This is a genomic window from Planctomycetia bacterium (genome assembly GCA_015200345.1).
GTDB lineage: Bacteria > Planctomycetota > Phycisphaerae > UBA1845 > UTPLA1 > PLA3.
Genome location: CP054187.1, coordinates 1,046,169 through 1,061,998, shown reverse-complemented (window position 1 = coordinate 1,061,998; position 15,830 = coordinate 1,046,169). Strand labels below are relative to the sequence as shown.

General features: G+C 64.3%; 13 protein-coding genes. 4 read left to right on the top strand and 9 right to left on the bottom strand.

Annotated elements, in window-relative coordinates:
• The first annotated feature begins 402 nt into the window (after window positions 1-402).
• Complete coding sequence (locus HRU71_04520; protein ID QOJ02796.1) at window positions 403-2,022, top strand: methylmalonyl-CoA mutase; 1,620 nt, start codon at window positions 403-405, stop codon at window positions 2,020-2,022.
• 154 nt (window positions 2,023-2,176) lie between these two features.
• On the opposite strand, the gene HRU71_04515 is transcribed toward HRU71_04520, so the two are convergent.
• The 8 genes from HRU71_04515 to HRU71_04480 form a co-directional block, all read right to left on the bottom strand.
• Window positions 2,177-2,716, bottom strand: a complete 540-nt coding sequence (locus HRU71_04515) for a sigma-70 family RNA polymerase sigma factor (protein QOJ02795.1) — start codon at window positions 2,714-2,716, stop codon at window positions 2,177-2,179.
• Between the two features lie 93 nt (window positions 2,717-2,809).
• The gene (locus HRU71_04510; GenBank protein ID QOJ02794.1) at window positions 2,810-4,606 is read right to left on the bottom strand and encodes a serine/threonine protein kinase; all 1,797 of its coding nucleotides are present in this window, start codon (window positions 4,604-4,606) and stop codon (window positions 2,810-2,812) included.
• Between the two features lie 109 nt (window positions 4,607-4,715).
• The gene (locus HRU71_04505; GenBank protein ID QOJ02793.1) at window positions 4,716-5,492 is read right to left on the bottom strand and encodes a TIGR00730 family Rossman fold protein; all 777 of its coding nucleotides are present in this window, start codon (window positions 5,490-5,492) and stop codon (window positions 4,716-4,718) included.
• Between the two features lie 16 nt (window positions 5,493-5,508).
• Window positions 5,509-6,282 (bottom strand): two-component sensor histidine kinase, encoded by a 774-nt coding sequence (locus HRU71_04500; GenBank protein ID QOJ02792.1) that lies wholly within the window; start codon window positions 6,280-6,282, stop codon window positions 5,509-5,511.
• A 31-nt stretch (window positions 6,283-6,313) separates the two neighbouring features.
• Window positions 6,314-7,447: an acyl-CoA/acyl-ACP dehydrogenase gene (locus HRU71_04495; protein ID QOJ02791.1), complete on the bottom strand. Its 1,134-nt coding sequence runs from the start codon at window positions 7,445-7,447 to the stop codon at window positions 6,314-6,316.
• A gap of 97 nt (window positions 7,448-7,544) precedes the next feature.
• A complete protein-coding gene (locus HRU71_04490; GenBank protein ID QOJ02790.1) occupies window positions 7,545-9,041 on the bottom strand; it encodes a hypothetical protein in 1,497 nt (498 codons plus the stop codon).
• A gap of 111 nt (window positions 9,042-9,152) precedes the next feature.
• Window positions 9,153-11,528 carry an O-antigen ligase family protein gene (locus HRU71_04485; protein QOJ02789.1) on the bottom strand — a complete coding sequence of 792 codons (2,376 nt, stop codon included), beginning with the start codon at window positions 11,526-11,528 and terminating at the stop codon, window positions 9,153-9,155.
• Window positions 11,529-11,532: 4 nt separating this feature from the next.
• Window positions 11,533-12,597, bottom strand: coding sequence for an undecaprenyl/decaprenyl-phosphate alpha-N-acetylglucosaminyl 1-phosphate transferase (locus HRU71_04480; protein ID QOJ02788.1), 1,065 nt, complete (start codon window positions 12,595-12,597; stop codon window positions 11,533-11,535).
• Window positions 12,598-12,751: 154 nt separating this feature from the next.
• On the opposite strand from HRU71_04480, the gene HRU71_04475 reads away from it, so the two are divergent.
• The 3 genes from HRU71_04475 (at window position 12,752) to HRU71_04465 (ending at window position 14,286) form a co-directional block, all read left to right on the top strand.
• Window positions 12,752-13,321 (top strand): 5-formyltetrahydrofolate cyclo-ligase, encoded by a 570-nt coding sequence (locus HRU71_04475; protein ID QOJ02787.1) that lies wholly within the window; start codon window positions 12,752-12,754, stop codon window positions 13,319-13,321.
• A 14-nt stretch (window positions 13,322-13,335) separates the two neighbouring features.
• A complete protein-coding gene (locus tag HRU71_04470) occupies window positions 13,336-13,584 on the top strand; it encodes a hypothetical protein (protein ID QOJ02786.1) in 249 nt (82 codons plus the stop codon).
• Window positions 13,585-13,719: 135 nt separating this feature from the next.
• Complete coding sequence (locus tag HRU71_04465) at window positions 13,720-14,286, top strand: DedA family protein (protein QOJ04917.1); 567 nt, start codon at window positions 13,720-13,722, stop codon at window positions 14,284-14,286.
• 23 nt (window positions 14,287-14,309) lie between these two features.
• Here HRU71_04465 and mgtE read toward each other — a convergent pair whose 3' ends face one another.
• Complete coding sequence (gene mgtE, locus HRU71_04460) at window positions 14,310-15,689, bottom strand: magnesium transporter (protein QOJ02785.1); 1,380 nt, start codon at window positions 15,687-15,689, stop codon at window positions 14,310-14,312.
• Between the last annotated feature and the right edge of the window lie 141 nt (window positions 15,690-15,830).

Sequence of the window (15,830 nt, the reverse complement as noted above, 5' to 3'; positions counted from 1 at the left end):
GCCCGAACCTGTTGCCAATGCGTTACTTCCGAACCGCACGGGTCTCAATGCCGATGGCAGGCACCGGGTGACCGGCCCCGATAAGCCGGGGGGGGGGCAGGGTGTTTTAGGCGTCAAGCATGGCTTCATTCATTTCTCTTGAGCTTCGTCGCCCCTTGCGAGACGGGGCGGGAAAGTTGGGCCCTGTCACGAAGGGTTCCACTCGGCAAGCCGTCTCTCCGCGCGAGGCTGAATGTCATCGTCCCGTTTGTGGGCGGAAGAACGCCTGGCGTATTACGATCAGCCGGAATACGACGGATCAGCACTGGATGTCGTTTCTGATTTGGTGGGCCGCTATTGCCTCTCCTGTTTTCATCAATTCGAGACGCCGTTACAATGTTCTGCTTTCTTGAGGATCATTTGATGAGACCATCACAAACTGATATCCATCCCGGTGAGATCGGCCCGCACACGACCATGTCGGGCAGACGCTTGCAGACGGTCTATCGACCGGAGGACATCGCCGAAGTGGATTACGAAACGCACCTGGGCGATCCGGGGCAGTATCCCTTCACGCGCGGCGTGCACCCCGACATGTACCGCGGCAAGCTGTGGACCATGCGGCAGTTCGCCGGTTTTGGCAGCGCGCGCCAGACCAACGAGCGGTTCAAGTTTCTCCTCTCGCGCGGCCAGACGGGTCTTTCGACCGCGTTCGATTTGCCAACCCTCATGGGCCGTGACGCGGATGATCCCCTTTCGCTCGGCGAGGTCGGACGATGCGGCGTGGCCGTCTCCTCGCTGGCCGATTACGAAGTGCTGTTCGGCGGCATCGATCTGGGCGGCGTCAGCGTCTCGATGACCATCAACGCCCCGGCCGCGATTCTCATCGCCTTCTACGTTGCCACGGCCGACAAGCAGGGCGTGCCCCGCAAGAGTTTGCGCGGCACCTGCCAGAACGATATTCTCAAGGAGTTCCACGCGCAGAATGAGTTTGTCTTCCCGCCGGCAGAGAGCGTGCGGCTTGTGGTGGACACAATCGAGTTCTGCCAGAAAGAACTGCCGCAGTACAACCCGGTGAGCATCAGCGGCTATCACATCCGCGAGGCCGGATCGACAGCCGGACAGGAACTGGCTTTTACCCTCGGCGATGGTTTGGCATACGCGCAGGCGTGCGTCGATCGCGGCATGGATATAGATTCGTTCGCGCCGCGGTTGAGTTTCTTCTTCAACAGCCACAATGACTTTTTCGAGGAGATCGCCAAGTTCCGCGCGGCCCGGCGGCTGTGGGCGTGGTACATGAAGGAGCGATTCGGCGCGAAGAACGAGCGGTCGATGTGGCTGCGCTTCCACGCACAAACGGCCGGATGCAGCCTGTATTCCAAGCAGCCGCACGTGAACCTGATGCGCGTGGCGTATCAGGCGATGGCGGCGGTGCTGGGCGGCTGCCAGAGCCTGCACACGAACAGCATGGACGAGACGGTGTGTCTGCCGACCGAGCACGCCGTGACGCTGGCGCTTCGGACGCAGCAGGTGCTGGCCTGCGAGACGGGCGTGACGAACGTGGTCGATCCGCTGGGTGGAAGTTACTTCGTCGAGGCCCTGACCAATCAGTTGGAGGCCGAGGCCCGCGAGTACATCGAGCACATCGAGGAGATGGGCGGCATGATCGCAGCGATTGAAAACGGGTACGTGCGGCGCGAAATCGCCGACGCGGCCTACCGCTACAGCGCAGCGGTTGAACGCGGCGACAAGAAGCTGGTGGGCGTGACGGACTACACCGACGACGACGGCCCACGGATCGACATGCTGAAGATTCCCGACGCGGTGGAGCGCGAGGTCATCGCCGACTTGAAGAAGATGAAGGCCGGCCGCAACGACGCGATGGTGAAGGCGGCGTTGAAGCGCATCACCGACGACGCGCGGGCGGGGGTGAATGTGATGGAATCGCTGATCGCCGGAGCGAAGGCGTACGCGACGGTGGGAGAGATGATGCAGGCGCTCGAAGCGTCGCTGGGGCGGTTCGATACGGGGCAGGTGTTCTAAGTCCCGGGCTTGAGGGATAACGCAGGATCCGCTCCGCGACCGTGAGGGAGTGGACAGCACCCCAGCATGAGGCGAGGGCCGTTGCATTCAATCGAGTTCCGCGTTCCGGATGGCGCGGTGTGGTGAGCCCATCAGGATACGGGATGTCGGCGGGTCAACGACTTGACGTTTCACTTGCCCCCGCAAGTTTGCGGAGCTTCTCAATCGCCTCAAACAGTCGCGATTTGATGGTCGTTTCCGGCTCGTCCATCACCTCCGCGACGTCTTTGCGTGAGAGGCCCTCGGTGTAGCGCAGGCGAAGCAGTTCGTTTTCCTCGGGCGAGAGTTGTGCCAGCAAAGCGGCGAGGCGGTGCTGTGCTTCGGCGCGCACCAGGCGCGTCAGGTAACCGCTCTGATCGAGCGGGATGGATTCGGTCGGCAGGGGGTTGCGGTCGGCGTGGTGGCGTTTGCGTTCGCGCAGCACGGCGACGCAGTGATTGCGCGCAATCTTGTACAACCACGGGCGGAAGTTGTCGGGCAGGGCGTCGGACCGCAGCACGCGCCAGAAGATTTCCTGCACGGCATCCTCGGATTCCATCGGGTCGTGCAGGTAGCCGAGGCAGAAACGCAGCATCGCCGGACGGTAGAGTTCATCGAGAAGTCGACCCGCGTCGGGATCGCCGCTTCGCAATCGCGTGAGAACGCTGTGCGACATGTCCGGTGGGTTTGACGCGGAAGCGCCGCGATTTGGCGTGGGCGCATCAGGCAGCGGCGGCGTGGATTGACTCATCGGGTTGCTCGTGAGGGGTCAGGGCCGGGCGCCCGCGGGGAGTCGGTTCTGATGGGCGGAGGGCGTCCCCGTCGTGTCTTGCTCCGGAGCGGGCGCGGGGGCGGCGATCCGCTGACGAAGCAGGCGGTATTCGGCGGCTTTGTCCGGCATCCCCCAACCGTCGTAGAGATCGATCATCGCCTGAATCACTTCTCGTGTCCGCGCGTCGCGCGGGCCGAACGTCTCGACGATGGTGGGATAAGCCATCTCGAGGTATCCAGCGGCCTCGGGGTAGAAGCCCAGTCGCGACAGGCATTGCCCCAGCGCTGCGCGGGCGCTGGCGATTTCTTTTTTCTGGTCCTTGTGATTTTTTGTCAGCAAGCGCAACGCGTCCCGCAGGATGGGCTGCGCCTCGCCGGGGCTGCCGCGATCCATGAGCACGCGGCCGAGCATGACTTTGGCGTAGAGCGCTTCGCGCGATTCGGCGCCCGCCTCACCCTGGGCGTCAATCACCTTGCGACAGATCGACTCGGCCTCTTCGAACGCGCCGAGACCTCGAAGCAGTTCGGCCGCGTTGATGCGGCTGATGGCGGCCTGCGGATCGGAGCGCTCGAGCTGCCGGCGGCGTTCCTGAATTTCCCAGGCCGTCAGCGGCTGCGCGAAGGATAGGGTCTGCTCCGCGGCACGTTCGTACAGTACGCGAATCCATGCGGCCGACCCGCCGGCGAGCAGCAGAATCGTGGCGATCAGGAATGTCGTGAGCTTGTTGCGTGCGACGAGCTTTCGCGCGCGATAGGCCAGGCTGGGGCGGCGCGCCATGATCGGCTTGCCGTCGAGAAACAGGCCGATGTCGTGCGCGAGGTCGGCGACGGAGTCGTAGCGCTGGGTCGGCTCTTTCTCCAGCGCTTTGAGCGTGATGATGTCCAACTCGGGCGGAAGCCGGCGATTGTGATGGCTGGGACGCGTCGGCGTCTGCTCGCAGATTGTTTGAATCGCGACATGGGGCGAATCGAGCTTCAAGGAATAGGGGAGTTTGTCGGTGAGCAACTCGTAGAGAATGACCCCGAGGGAATACAGATCACTCCGCGCGTCGATATCCGTGGCGTCGCCCCGCGCCTGTTCCGGGCTGATGTACGGCAACGTCCCCATGATGCCGCCGCCGTCCATGAGCGTGGTGACAACGTGGCGATCGGCCTCGGTCGCCGCGGCGCGGGCCAGGCCGAAATCCACAAGCTTGGGCTGGTCGCCCTCTTCGACAAGGATATTGGACGGTTTCAGGTCGCGATGGATCACGCCGCGCTGGTGAGCATACTCAAGCGCTTCGCAGACTTTTTGGAAGAGCGCCAGCCGCCGCTCGAGCGAGAGATCGTGGTTTCGAGCATAGTCGATGAGCGGGACGCCCTGGACCAGCTCCATCGCGAAGAATTGTCGACCATCCTCCGTGCGGCCGGCCTCGTACACCGCCGCGATGCCGGGATGTCGCAGGCGCGCCAGCGTCTGGGCCTCGCGGTGCAGCCGGCGGCCGTCCTCCTCGGTGGGGAAGGCGTCGCCGCGGACGATTTTGAGTGCGACGAGCCGGCGGGGTGATTCCTGCTGGGCCTCAAAGACCCAGCCCTGCCCGCCGCGGCCGATCATGCGATGGATGGTGTAGTCGCGAATTCGGCTGGGCCAGTGAGCCGGCGCGTCGGCCGGGGCGCGGGAGACGTCGCGGATCAGCGAGAGCATGTTCTGCGATTTGGCGCGACATTCGTCGCAGGTGGCGAGGTGGGCTTCCAGCTCGTCCGCGTTGCGGTCGATCCAACTGAACAATTGCTGGTCGGATACTGGACAGGTCATGGCAGGCCACCGGCCGAGCTGCACGGCGCGAAGGATTGGCCTCCGCGCAGTCGCGATGGCTTATTTTATCGCCGTGCCACGTGGAAAACAAACGTCGAATCGACCGCGGTTATTCGTATTGCAGGGGGGCGCGGCGCGGGCTGCGTCCGAAACGCATCCCTTCGCCGGTGATTTGTTTCTCGCGCGGCATCGCGATTTCTTCGGAAACCGTGGGCGGGCGCAAGTCGCCGAAACACTGATCCACGGTCGCCCGCAGATGATCGGCGGCGGCGTCGAGGTCGTCGGTGATGATGAACAGATCGAGGTCCGCGGGCGAAATGGCCTGATAGCGATTCAGCAATGTATCGCGCATGAACGCCTGGAGCGGCGTCCAGAACTCCGAGCCGATCAGGACCACCGGGAACCGCGGCGATTTCTCCGTCTGGATCAGCGTCATGGCCTCGAAGAACTCGTCCAGCGTCCCGAAGCCGCCGGGAAAACACACAAGCCCCATCGCGTATTTCACGAACATCACCTTTCGCGCGAAGAAATGATTGAACTCCATGCTGATCGTCTGATACGGGTTGGCCTCCTGCTCGTGCGGCAGCGTGATGTTCAATCCGACGCTGACGCCGCCGGCCTGAAACGCGCCCTTGTTGGCCGCTTCCATGATGCCCGGGCCGCCGCCGGTGATGATCGCGAAGCCCCGCTCGACGAGCTTGCGCGCCAGGCGCTCCGCGGACTGGTATTCCTGCGTGTTGGGGCCGAGCCGGGCCGATCCGAACACGCTGACGGCCTGCCCGATCTGGCTCATGGTCTCGAATCCGTCGACGAACTCCGACATGATGCGGAAGACTCGCCAGGTTTCATGGGCTGGATCGCGATAGAGCCGGTGGTTGCTGGTCATGATTTTCCTCGCGCGGTCAGTCGTGCCTGCCGCCGCGGCCGGGCAGGCGGATGGAGAATCGCGCGCCGCAGCCGGGCGTGGATGCCAAAGTAATGTCACCGCCATGTTCGTGCGCGATGCGCCGGGCCATCGCCAGCCCCAGCCCGGTGCCGCCCTTCTTGGTCGAGTAGTACGCTCGGAACACATCCTCTTGCTCGGCGGGGTCGATGCCCGGACCGGTGTCTTCCACGTCGATTCGGACGTGGCCGTCGTCGTCGCGCGCCGTGGAGAGCGTGATGCGTCCGCCGCCGGGCATGGCCTGTTGCGCGTTGATGAGCAGGTTGAGGAGCGCCTGCTTGATGGCTTGCGCGTCGACGCGGCACGGCAGGGCGTTCGCCGTGCAGTGCAGTTCCAGCGCGATGCCGTGCGCCCGGGCCTGCGGCGCATAGAAATCGGCCATTTCAGAGACAAGTGTATTCAGGTCGGCGTCGGCGAGCCGAAGCTCGCGTTTGCCGACGAACTGAAGAAAATCAGCGAGGATGCGCTCGAGGCGGTGCGTCTCCTGCACAAGGCTGGCGATGCGCCGGCGGCTGCGGCGGGCCACGTCCTGCGCCTCGCGCGGATCGGGCCGGTCGATCGTTTCCAGCTTGGCCCAGTCTTCGTCGAGCAACTGGAGATTCACCTTCAGCGTCGAGAGCGGGTTGCGAATCTCGTGCGCCAGCCCGCCAGTCAGCGCGGACAATTCCACCAGTTGACGGGCCAGCAGGTGGGCTTCGTCGGTTCGAGCAGGTTGAGGTCGGTCGGTCGTCATGGCGCCTGCCGAGGAAGCCGCATCGCACGATTCAGAAACGCAGACCGAGGTTCGCTGCGATGATGTTTCGCTGGATGTCGTTCGTGCCGCTGTAAATGATGCCGCCCAGCGAATCGCGCAGGTAACTCTCGACGCCGCCCTCATTCACGAATCCGTTGCCGCCGTGAATGCGGATCAGGTCGATGCTGTTCTGCATGAACGATTCGCTGACGAAGAGTTTGGCGATGGCCGCCTCCACCGGCGCGCGCTTGCCCTTGCTTTTCAGCGCCGTCACGTGATACAGCAACAGCCGGCTCGCCTCCAGGCGCACCTTCATGTCCGCGATGCGGTGGCTGATCGCCTGATGCTGGCCGATCTTCTTGCCAGCCACCTCGCGCTGGTTGGCGTAGGCGACGGCCAGCTCGATCTCCCGCGCCATGCTGCCCAGCGCCGCACCGAAGATGCACGCCCGCTCGCGCTCGATCGACCCCTGGAACAGCGTGCTGCCCGCGCCCTCCTTGCCCAGCAGGTTGTACGCCGGCACGCGCACGTTTTCGTAGGTCACTTCTGACAGACCCGACCCGGCCAGACCGATCGCCGGCAGCGGCCGCACGGTCATCCCTGGCGTGCCCGGCTCGAGCAGGAAGCAGCTCAACCGATAGCGCGTCGGGTCGTCCATCCGCGCGTACACGACATGCAAATCCGCCCCCGCGCCGCAGGTTGTGTAGCGTTTCTTCCCGTTGATGATGTAGTAATCGCCCTGACGCACGGCCAGCGTGGTCAGCCCGCCGAGATCGCTGCCAGCTTGCGGCTCGGTGACGCTGTGCGCGCCGACCCATTCCCCGGTCGTGAGCTTTCGCAGGTACTTTTTCTTCTGCTCGTCGGTTCCGGCGACGTTGAGCGGCTCCACGACGCCGAAGACGTGCGCGCCGATCGCCGTGAGCAAGCCCATTCGGCGGCTGGCGTAGCCCAGGCCCTCCATCATGGCGACGAACTCGTCGAGCAACTGGCCGCGGCCGCCGAAGTCGGTGGGCACCGTCACGCCCATCGCACCGAAGGCGGCGCACTTCTTCCAGCCGTCCTTGTCAAAGATGGGATTGACTTCGCCGGTGGTGAGTTGCGTCTTTGCGAACTCGATGGCCTCGGCGCGGATGGTTTTTTGCGATTCGGAGAGTGCGAATTCCATGGTGCGTGTTCCTCATTGAGCTTTCGTGCGAACGAATATTGCGGCAAAGCTCCGCGCCCATGCAGGGGGCTTCGCTGATCACACGAACCGCGCCGCATCAACGCGACGCCCGTTCATCCTGCAAATCCGCGATCATGGTATCAAGAAACGCCTGCGCCAGCGAGTCGGGCACGGCGTCTCCGACGTAGGTGAGGGCGAAGTTCAGCCGCCCGCGGTGCAGGTTCACCTGGAGCGTGATGCCCGGCGGTGCGAGCGCGGAATTGAGCGTGTAAAACCGCTCGACCGGCACGCCGCAGAACGCCTCCATGCCCCCGAATGCCGGACCGAGAAAGCCGAATCCCAGGGCCATGGGGGATTTCTGCATGTGCGTCTTGATGTGTCTGGCCAGCATCCGGTCGTAGCGACTCATGAACGACATCATTTGCAGGTTGCCCAGGTCGATGCCGCGGCGAAGCTGCTCGCGCATCTGCACGTTGAGCTGCTGCGTGAGATCGTCGCGTCGGCCCAGGTCGCGCACGCGCGCGCCCAGCGAGATAAACGCCATGAAGTTGCGAAACAACGGTTGCGTCGAACCGGGGGGGCGCAGATTGAGCGGAACGTCTGTTTGAAGAAGGGATCGCCGCTTGACGCGGCGCGGCGTGTGTTGCAGGCACGCGCGAAAGACGCTCGCGAGGACGGCCGGCGCCAGGTTGTTGAACCCGCACAGCCGTTTCACGCGCGCGACGAACTGCTCCGTCGCGCCGACATCGAGCGTGCGGACGATCATGCGAAACGGACCGGTGACCCAGTCGGGCGCATCGGGCGGTACGAGCGTGAGCGGCCTGACCGGCAGGCGAAGGTGACTGCGTATGACGCGCGCGGCGGCCTTGCGGCGAACGGTGCGATCGAACTTGGCGAGGTGCGCCTGCATTTCGTCGCCGTCGGGCGGTGGCGGGGCGGGCAGGCCGGGGTCTTCGAACCGCCGATTGAGTTCGTGCACGACCAGTTCCGGCGCCTTGCCGTCCATCAGCACATGCGACCAGCGCAGCAGGAAGACATCGCGCCCGTCGGGCAGGTGCAACAGGTGAAAACCGATCGGGTTCATCCGCGGCAGGTCGAGCGGCTCGTCAAACCGGCGCTCGGCGTAGCGCCGCACGGCGGCCTCGTCGGCGGCGTCGAGGGTCACCTCGTTAAACTCGACTGATGTATTGTTTTGAAACACCCAGCGCGGCCCGGTGGAAGGCGGCGTGCGACCGAGCGACGACGGAGTCGATGGGTATTTCTCCAGCCGTGCCGTCATGACTGGGTAGTGTTGATGGAGCGTCTCCAGCGCCCCTCGCAGCGCCGGCACGTCGACGCGCCCCGCGAGCCAGAGATGCGATTGACACTGAAAGCCCGCGTGGTCGATCGAGCGCATGCCGTCATGCCCGACGAGCATGAGACGGTCGGCGGCGTTGAGCGGCTGATGATCCGGCGTGGGACCGTGCGGTATCGGCAACGGGCGCGGGCAGGCGTGTGCGCTGGTCGCGCCGAGATCGTGCCGTGCCGGGGGAGCGTTTGACGGATGCAATCGCTCTCCGGCGCGATCGGCCGGATTGACTCCCGTGGTTGTCATGGCCGGTCATTTTAACGCGGTTCAAGAAGCGTGGCATCTGGTGCATCTGCGCCGAGGAATCGCGTCACGTCCAAGCCGCGATCGCCAGGGAGACGCCGAGCATCGCCGAAATCACCGCAGCCTGCCAATTCGCTCGCGTATGGATTGCAGGAAATCCGCGGACAGGCGATTCGGTTTCGAGACGTAGATTCGTTGCGCGTCGAGATCGAGCGCCCGCTGGAGCGCGTCGGCTGCGGCGCGTCGGTCCGCCGGGTCGCGAGACTGGCTTGCCAGCCGCTCGAGCAGATCGCCCAGGGCCAGCCAGCGCAGCGGCGACGTGGGATACGTCTCGATGCTTTTCTGCTGCATCGCCACAGCCTGTCGCAGATCGGCGAGATCGCCACCGAGGGCGAATCGAGCGGAATAGGCCGCCATGCGATGGTGCCACACGGCGGCGTTGAACGGGTCGCGGCGCTCCAGCTCGTCCGTCAGTTTCAGCACCTCGTCGGCGTCGGTCCGCGAGGCGATCCGCGGCGACAGCGTATCGAGCATCTCTTCGACCGCCGTGCCGTCGAGCGCGTAATACGTTGCTGCCTCCCGATAGCCGTACGCCCCGCGCCCGGGGTCTTGGCGGCTCCATTCCAGAAAATACGCATAGTGGTGACACAAATACGACTCTGCAAGCAAGCAGGCGGCGACGATGACCATCGACGCGCCGGCAGGAAGCGCCAGTCGATGGCGACGCGTCTGCTCACGGTCGAGCTTCCGTGCGGCCGGGCGATCGGAATCATCAATTGCCTCGTCGATGTGGTTCTTCGCATCGCGCGCCGCCAGCGCGATCGCCGCGACGGCGAAGAACATCGTGGCCGCACCGGGCATGAAGAGCGCGAGGTCGATGAAGGCGTGCACAAGGAAGGCGACCAGCCCTGCGCCCAGGCCGGCGGCAAGCAGGGGCAGGTCATTGTCTTCAAAGCGCGTTGTGTCCGCGCGTTCGATCGCGCCGGCGACGAAGAAAAGCGCGAAGGGCGCGAGGCCCAGTGCAAGCGTGACGAGCGTAAAATCCGACGGTGCGCCCGCGATGAGCGCGACCCATGCGATTGCGAACAGGGCGAGGACCACGGCGAGGTTCAGGACGACGGACTGTTCGCGTGCGGCGCGCGGATCACCCTCACCCCACCCCTCTCCCTGGGAGGGAGAGGGGACCGTGGTGAGCTTCAACGACCCGCCGATGAACAGGGCGAGCAGGCCGGCCGCGCCGAGCCATCCATGCTCTACGAATGACTTAATCAGCCAGTTGTGCGGATCGTCCACTTCCTCCGGGCAGGCGACGGGCTTGTAGCGCGTGAAGTGCCGCCCGAAATTGTCCGGCCCGAGTCCCCACACACCCACGTCGTCCACCATCGCCATCGCGCCTTCCCAGTACATCGCGCGATAGCGCATCGAAAGACCCATTAAACCGGGATCGGCGCGGAGCATTGCGAAGAGGCTCGCTGCGCCCATGGCCGCGAGAATCCAGCCGATGACGAGTGTGCGGCGAAGGATGCGAGCCGTTGCGCCGGCATCCCGCGAAACATCTGGTCGGTCTGGATGCCGGGCTTGTTTGAGTTTGCGCAGGATGAGGCAAGTTCCCAGGAAGCACGCCGTTGCTGCGCAGGCGACGCTGGCGCCTTTGGATTGCGTGCCCAGCAGAACGCCAGCGCATGCCAGAGCGAGGAAGATCGGCGCGATCGCGGCGCCGCGTCGACCGCCGCGCCATCGTGTGAACGCGATGCCGGCGCAGCAAAGCGTCAGCATGGCCATACAGCTTCCGAGGATGTTGGGATGGGCAAAGTAGCCGGTCATCGCGCCGGACCGCAGGCGGGCCTCGTAATCATGAATCAACCCCTCGCGGCGCTGGACGGAGGCGTCGTCGGAAAGTGCGATTGCCTGGTTTGTCGAGGGGGGGGCGTTGGGCGCCGTCGCCGCACTTGAGGGAGGTGCGCTGCCGAGCAATTCCTCGCGGTGTTCCTCGTAATACGTGATCGTCGCCGGCCATTCGATCCATTTCTGGTAGCACGCCTTGGCGACGAGCATTCCCGCGGTCGCCATGACGACGGCCAGCCCCAGCCGGAGGTGCCAGCGCGACGTCAGCAACTGCCGAAGCGTGATCGCATACAGCACGATGGTGAGAAAATCGGACGCGCCGATCAATGCCAAATGCTTCTGGCCCGCGCGAACAAATGCGATGTTCGACGCGACGAACAGCATCAGCCCGCCCGCCTCCAGCCCGGTCGTACGCATTCGCCGGCCGCGCCACGCGCCCGAGGCGAACACCCATCCGGCGCACGCGACGATGATTGCCGCGATTGCAAACGTGGTCGCCGGCGATGGGCCGAACGAAGTGAGGCCGCGCAGCAAACGTGGCGTTTCAAACGAGTGCGTCTCACCGGCGACGGCGCGCAGCGGGATGAGCGTGAGGAGGACGAGCAGGACGGCGTGGTCGATGAATCGCGCGATCGGTCCGGCCATCGCTCTAATCCGATCCGTCGCCGCCGGCGCTCTCCAGCAGGGCGACCAGCGCGACCACGAGCAGCGTTTGCAACAGGATGCCCCACGCCAGCGGCCAGCTCGCGCGCGGCAGCATCAGCGCGGGGAGCGATGTGACCAGCGTGGCCAGCCAGATGACCGCAACGGCCTGGCGCACCGGCATGCCGCGGCGCACGAGGCGGTGCGAGAAGTGCCGACGATCACCGGCCCAGATCGGGCTGCCGCTGCGCCAGCGAATCCAGATGACGCTCGCCGTGTCATAAAGCGGCACCGCCATGACCACCAGCGGCGCGAGTACACCGACCGGGGTCTGGCCCTGCGCCGGGTCGGCGAACGTCGTAAGAATCGTCAGCACGCCGATGAGCAGGCCGATCACCATGCTGCCGGCGTCGCCCATGAAGACGCGGGCGGGGTGAACGTTGAACGGCAGGAATCCCGCCAGCGCGCCAGCCAGAAGCAAACAGCACGCGGGCACGAAGACCTGCCCTGCGCGCATGGCCGTGCTGGCGAACACGCTCGCTGCGATCATCGCAACGCCTGCGGCGAGGCCGTCCATGTTGTCGAGAAAGTTGAACGAGTTCATCAGCGTGACGATCCAGAGGATCGACAGCAGCGTCGACGGGGCGTAGCCCAGATCGGAAAGCAAGCGGAGGTTGAAACCAAGTACCAGCGCGGCGGCGGCGGCCACTTGTGCGATCAGTTTCGTCAGCGGCCGCAGCGCGCGGCGGTCGTCAATCAGGCCGACGACGCAGATGAACGCGGTCGTGCCGGCCAGCGCGATCGCCAACGGCGTCTTGGTCACCATTCCGCCAAGGTGTATGCGAATCGAATCGGGCATCCAGTCCGGCGCAGCGCCGGAGGCAAACAAGTTCGCCGCGGCGATCGCGCCGAGCATCGGCAGCACGGCCGCGAGCGTGATGGCCGCGCCGCCGCCCAGCGCGACCGGTCGCGCATGGCCCTTGTGCCCGCCCGGGACATCGACAAATCCGCGACGCGTGGACCATCGTAGCACGATCGCCGTTCCGGCAGCGCTAAGCAGCGCGCCGGTCACGAATGTCGCAATCGGTAAAGTGGATTTCAGGCTCACAAATCACACTGGGTACGGCATGCGTGCGGGGTTCTCCCGCTGCGGTTGGCCATGCTATTGAAACGGATCAGCCCAGTCCATATTCTCTAACGGGAACGCAACCCTTCGCGAGGACCGGGTGAAGAAGGAACTTCGATCCAGGCTGCGGGCGGTCTTGGCGGCCATTTCGCCGGACGACATGGTCTCGCGCTCGCGCGCCGCCGCGCGGTTGTTGCTCGCCGAGCCGGAATACCGCCGCTGCGAGACGATCATGATCTATTTGTCGCTGCCGCAGGAGGCCGACACAACGCCCATCGTGCTTCAGGCCTGGCAGGACGGCAAGCGCGTCGTCGCCCCGCAGGTGAGCTGGGAAAGCCGCCAGATGATCCCAATGGAGATTCGCGATCTGGACACCGAAGTCGCCGCGAACAATCAGCTCGGCGTGCGCGAGCCGATCAGCGGCCAGATCATTCCTGTGCAACAGATCGACCTGGTGATCGTGCCGGGGTTGGGGTTTGATCCGTTCGGCAATCGGCTGGGCCGTGGTCGTGGTTTCTACGATCGCTTTCTGGGCAAGGCGGAGTTTCGCGGAATCGCCTGCGGTTTTGCGCTCGAGGAACAGGTCGTCGATTCGATCCCCGCTGGTCCGCTGGATCAGAAGGTTCATATGCTGGTTACCGATGTGAAGGTGCGGCGGTTCGATCCGTAAGTCACCGTGTTGACATGATTGGCTGGTCACGAAAGACGCAAGCAGCAATCAAGGCTGGGGAGGTATGGAAAATGGGCTTCTTCTGGGACCTCTTACAGCAAAGTCAGATCAGCAATCAGCGTGAACACGCGGAGAATCTCGAATCGCGCGTGCGCTGGCTGGAGAACGAGTTGAACCGCACGCAGACGCTACTGCGGGAACTCATCCTTCGACTCGAAAATCGAATGGGCGAGGATCTGGACCGCGACGGCCGCGTGGGTTGATTCCGCGAGAATGTTCAACAACCTGCTTGCTCATTTCGCACTCGCGGGGGCGGCGAATACCCGCTAGCATTCCCGCCCATGAATGACCAAGCTGCTTCATCACCGGTCACCGGTAAACCCGGCCTTCACCGGCGAATGTATGATTGGGTGTTGCACTGGGCGCACACGCCGCATGGGGCGGTGGCACTCTTCCTGCTGGCGTTTGCCGAGTCCAGTTTCTTCCCAATTCCGCCGGATGTGCTGCTCATCGCGCTGGTGCTCGGTGCCCGGACGCGCTGGTTTCGCCTCGCCCTGAACTGCACCGTCGCCAGTGTGCTGGGCGGCTTGGCTGGGTATGCCATCGGGCTGACGCTGATGGATACGGTCGGTCAGAAGATCATCGCGTTCTATCACGCCGAGAAGCACTACGCGAAAGTGACGGACTGGTACCAGGCCTACGATTTCTGGATTGTCTTCGCCGCGGCCTTCACACCGATCCCGTACAAGGTGTTTACGATCGCCTCGGGGGCGTTTCACATGAACGTTCTCGCCTTCGCGGCGGTGTCCTTCGTCGGTCGCGGGATGCGGTTCTTCATTGTGGCGTGGCTGCTGCGGCGATTCGGCGAGCCGATCCGCCAGTTCATCGACAAGTACTTCAATCTTCTCTGCATTGCCTTCATGGTGTTGCTGATTGGCGGCTTCGCGCTGATCCGATATTACTGACAGGTCGCCGTTGTTGCCCCGGCTTACAGCAGCGTCCCGGTCAGGATCACTTTGGCCGTCAGGAAGTAGATCACCAGCCCCGTCACGTCGACAAGCGTCGCCACGAACGGCGCCGAGGACACGGCCGGGTCAAATCCGAGCCGCCGCATGATGAGCGGCAGCATCGAACCCGAAAGCGTCCCCCACATCACCACGCCGACGAGACTGGTTCCCACGGCAAAGGCGACAATCAGATAATGCTCGCCATACATCGAGACGCGCCACGGCCACAGCGCGATGCGCACAAATGCCACAATGCCCAGAATCGAGCCGAGCGCCAGGCCGGACATGACCTCGCGCCGCATGATCCGCCACCAGTCGCCGAGCGTGACCTCGCCCAGCGCCATCGCGCGGATGATCAACGACGCCCCCTGTGAACCGGCATTGCCTCCGCTGCTGATGATGAGCGGCACGAACAGTGCCAGCACCACGGCTCGAGCGATCTCATGCTCGAAATAGCCCATCGCCGTCGCCGTCAACAGCTCGCCGGCGAACAGCGCCAGCAGCCAACCGGCCCGCTTGCGGACCATCACGGTAAACGGCGTCGCGAGGTACGGCTCATCCAGTGCCTGGACCGCGGCCATCTTCTGAACGTCTTCGGTTTCTTCCTGCTCGGCGACGTCCAGCACGTCGTCAACCGTCACGATGCCCACGAGGATGTTCGAACTGTCCACGACAGGCAGCACGCTGCGGTCATACTTTTTGAACGTACGCACCGCTTCTTCCTGATCGTCGTAGGCGCGCAGGAACGGAAAGTGCCCGTCCATGATGTCCTTCACCAGATCGTTCGGATCGGCGAGGACCAGCTGGCGCAGGGCAATGTCGTCGATCAACCGCCCGCGCTCGTCCGTGACAAAAACAACGTTGAGCGTCTCTTTGTCCTTGCCGACCTGGCGCAGGTGCGAGAAAACGTGCGAGATCGTCCAGTCCGCGCGCACGGCGACGTAATCGGGCGTCATGCGCCGGCCGATGGATTCCTCGGGATAGCCAAGCAGCTTGGAGGCGATTCGCCGCTCTTCGGGCGAGAGCAGGTTGATGAGCCGCTGGGCCGCCTCGCCGGGCATTTCTTCGAGCAGGGCCGTGCGATCGTCGGGGTCCATCTCGTTCAGGACCGCGGCGACGTCCTCCTGGCCCATGGCGCGCAGCGTGCTCTCTTGCACGTCAACCGGAAGGTACTCAAAGACGTCCGTCGCCTGGGCGCGCGGCAGGATGCGAAAGAGCACGGCGACCTGCTCCGGCGGCAGATCGGCGAAGAGATCAGCGATGTCGGCCGGCGGCAGGTCGGCGAGCGCCTCGCGCAGGCCTGCAAAGTGCCGGGCGGCGAGCATCTCTTCGATTTCCGGTCGCAGCAGTTCACCGAGCATCGCGACACCTGTCAGGAATTCGCGGCCCGCCCAAAACGGGGCGACGCCGACGCGGTTGAATCGGGGATTGTAACGTCGGAATCGCCCGCGCGGGCAACTATAACAGTCCAATGCAATCAATCTAGTCGGGCGTTACACTGA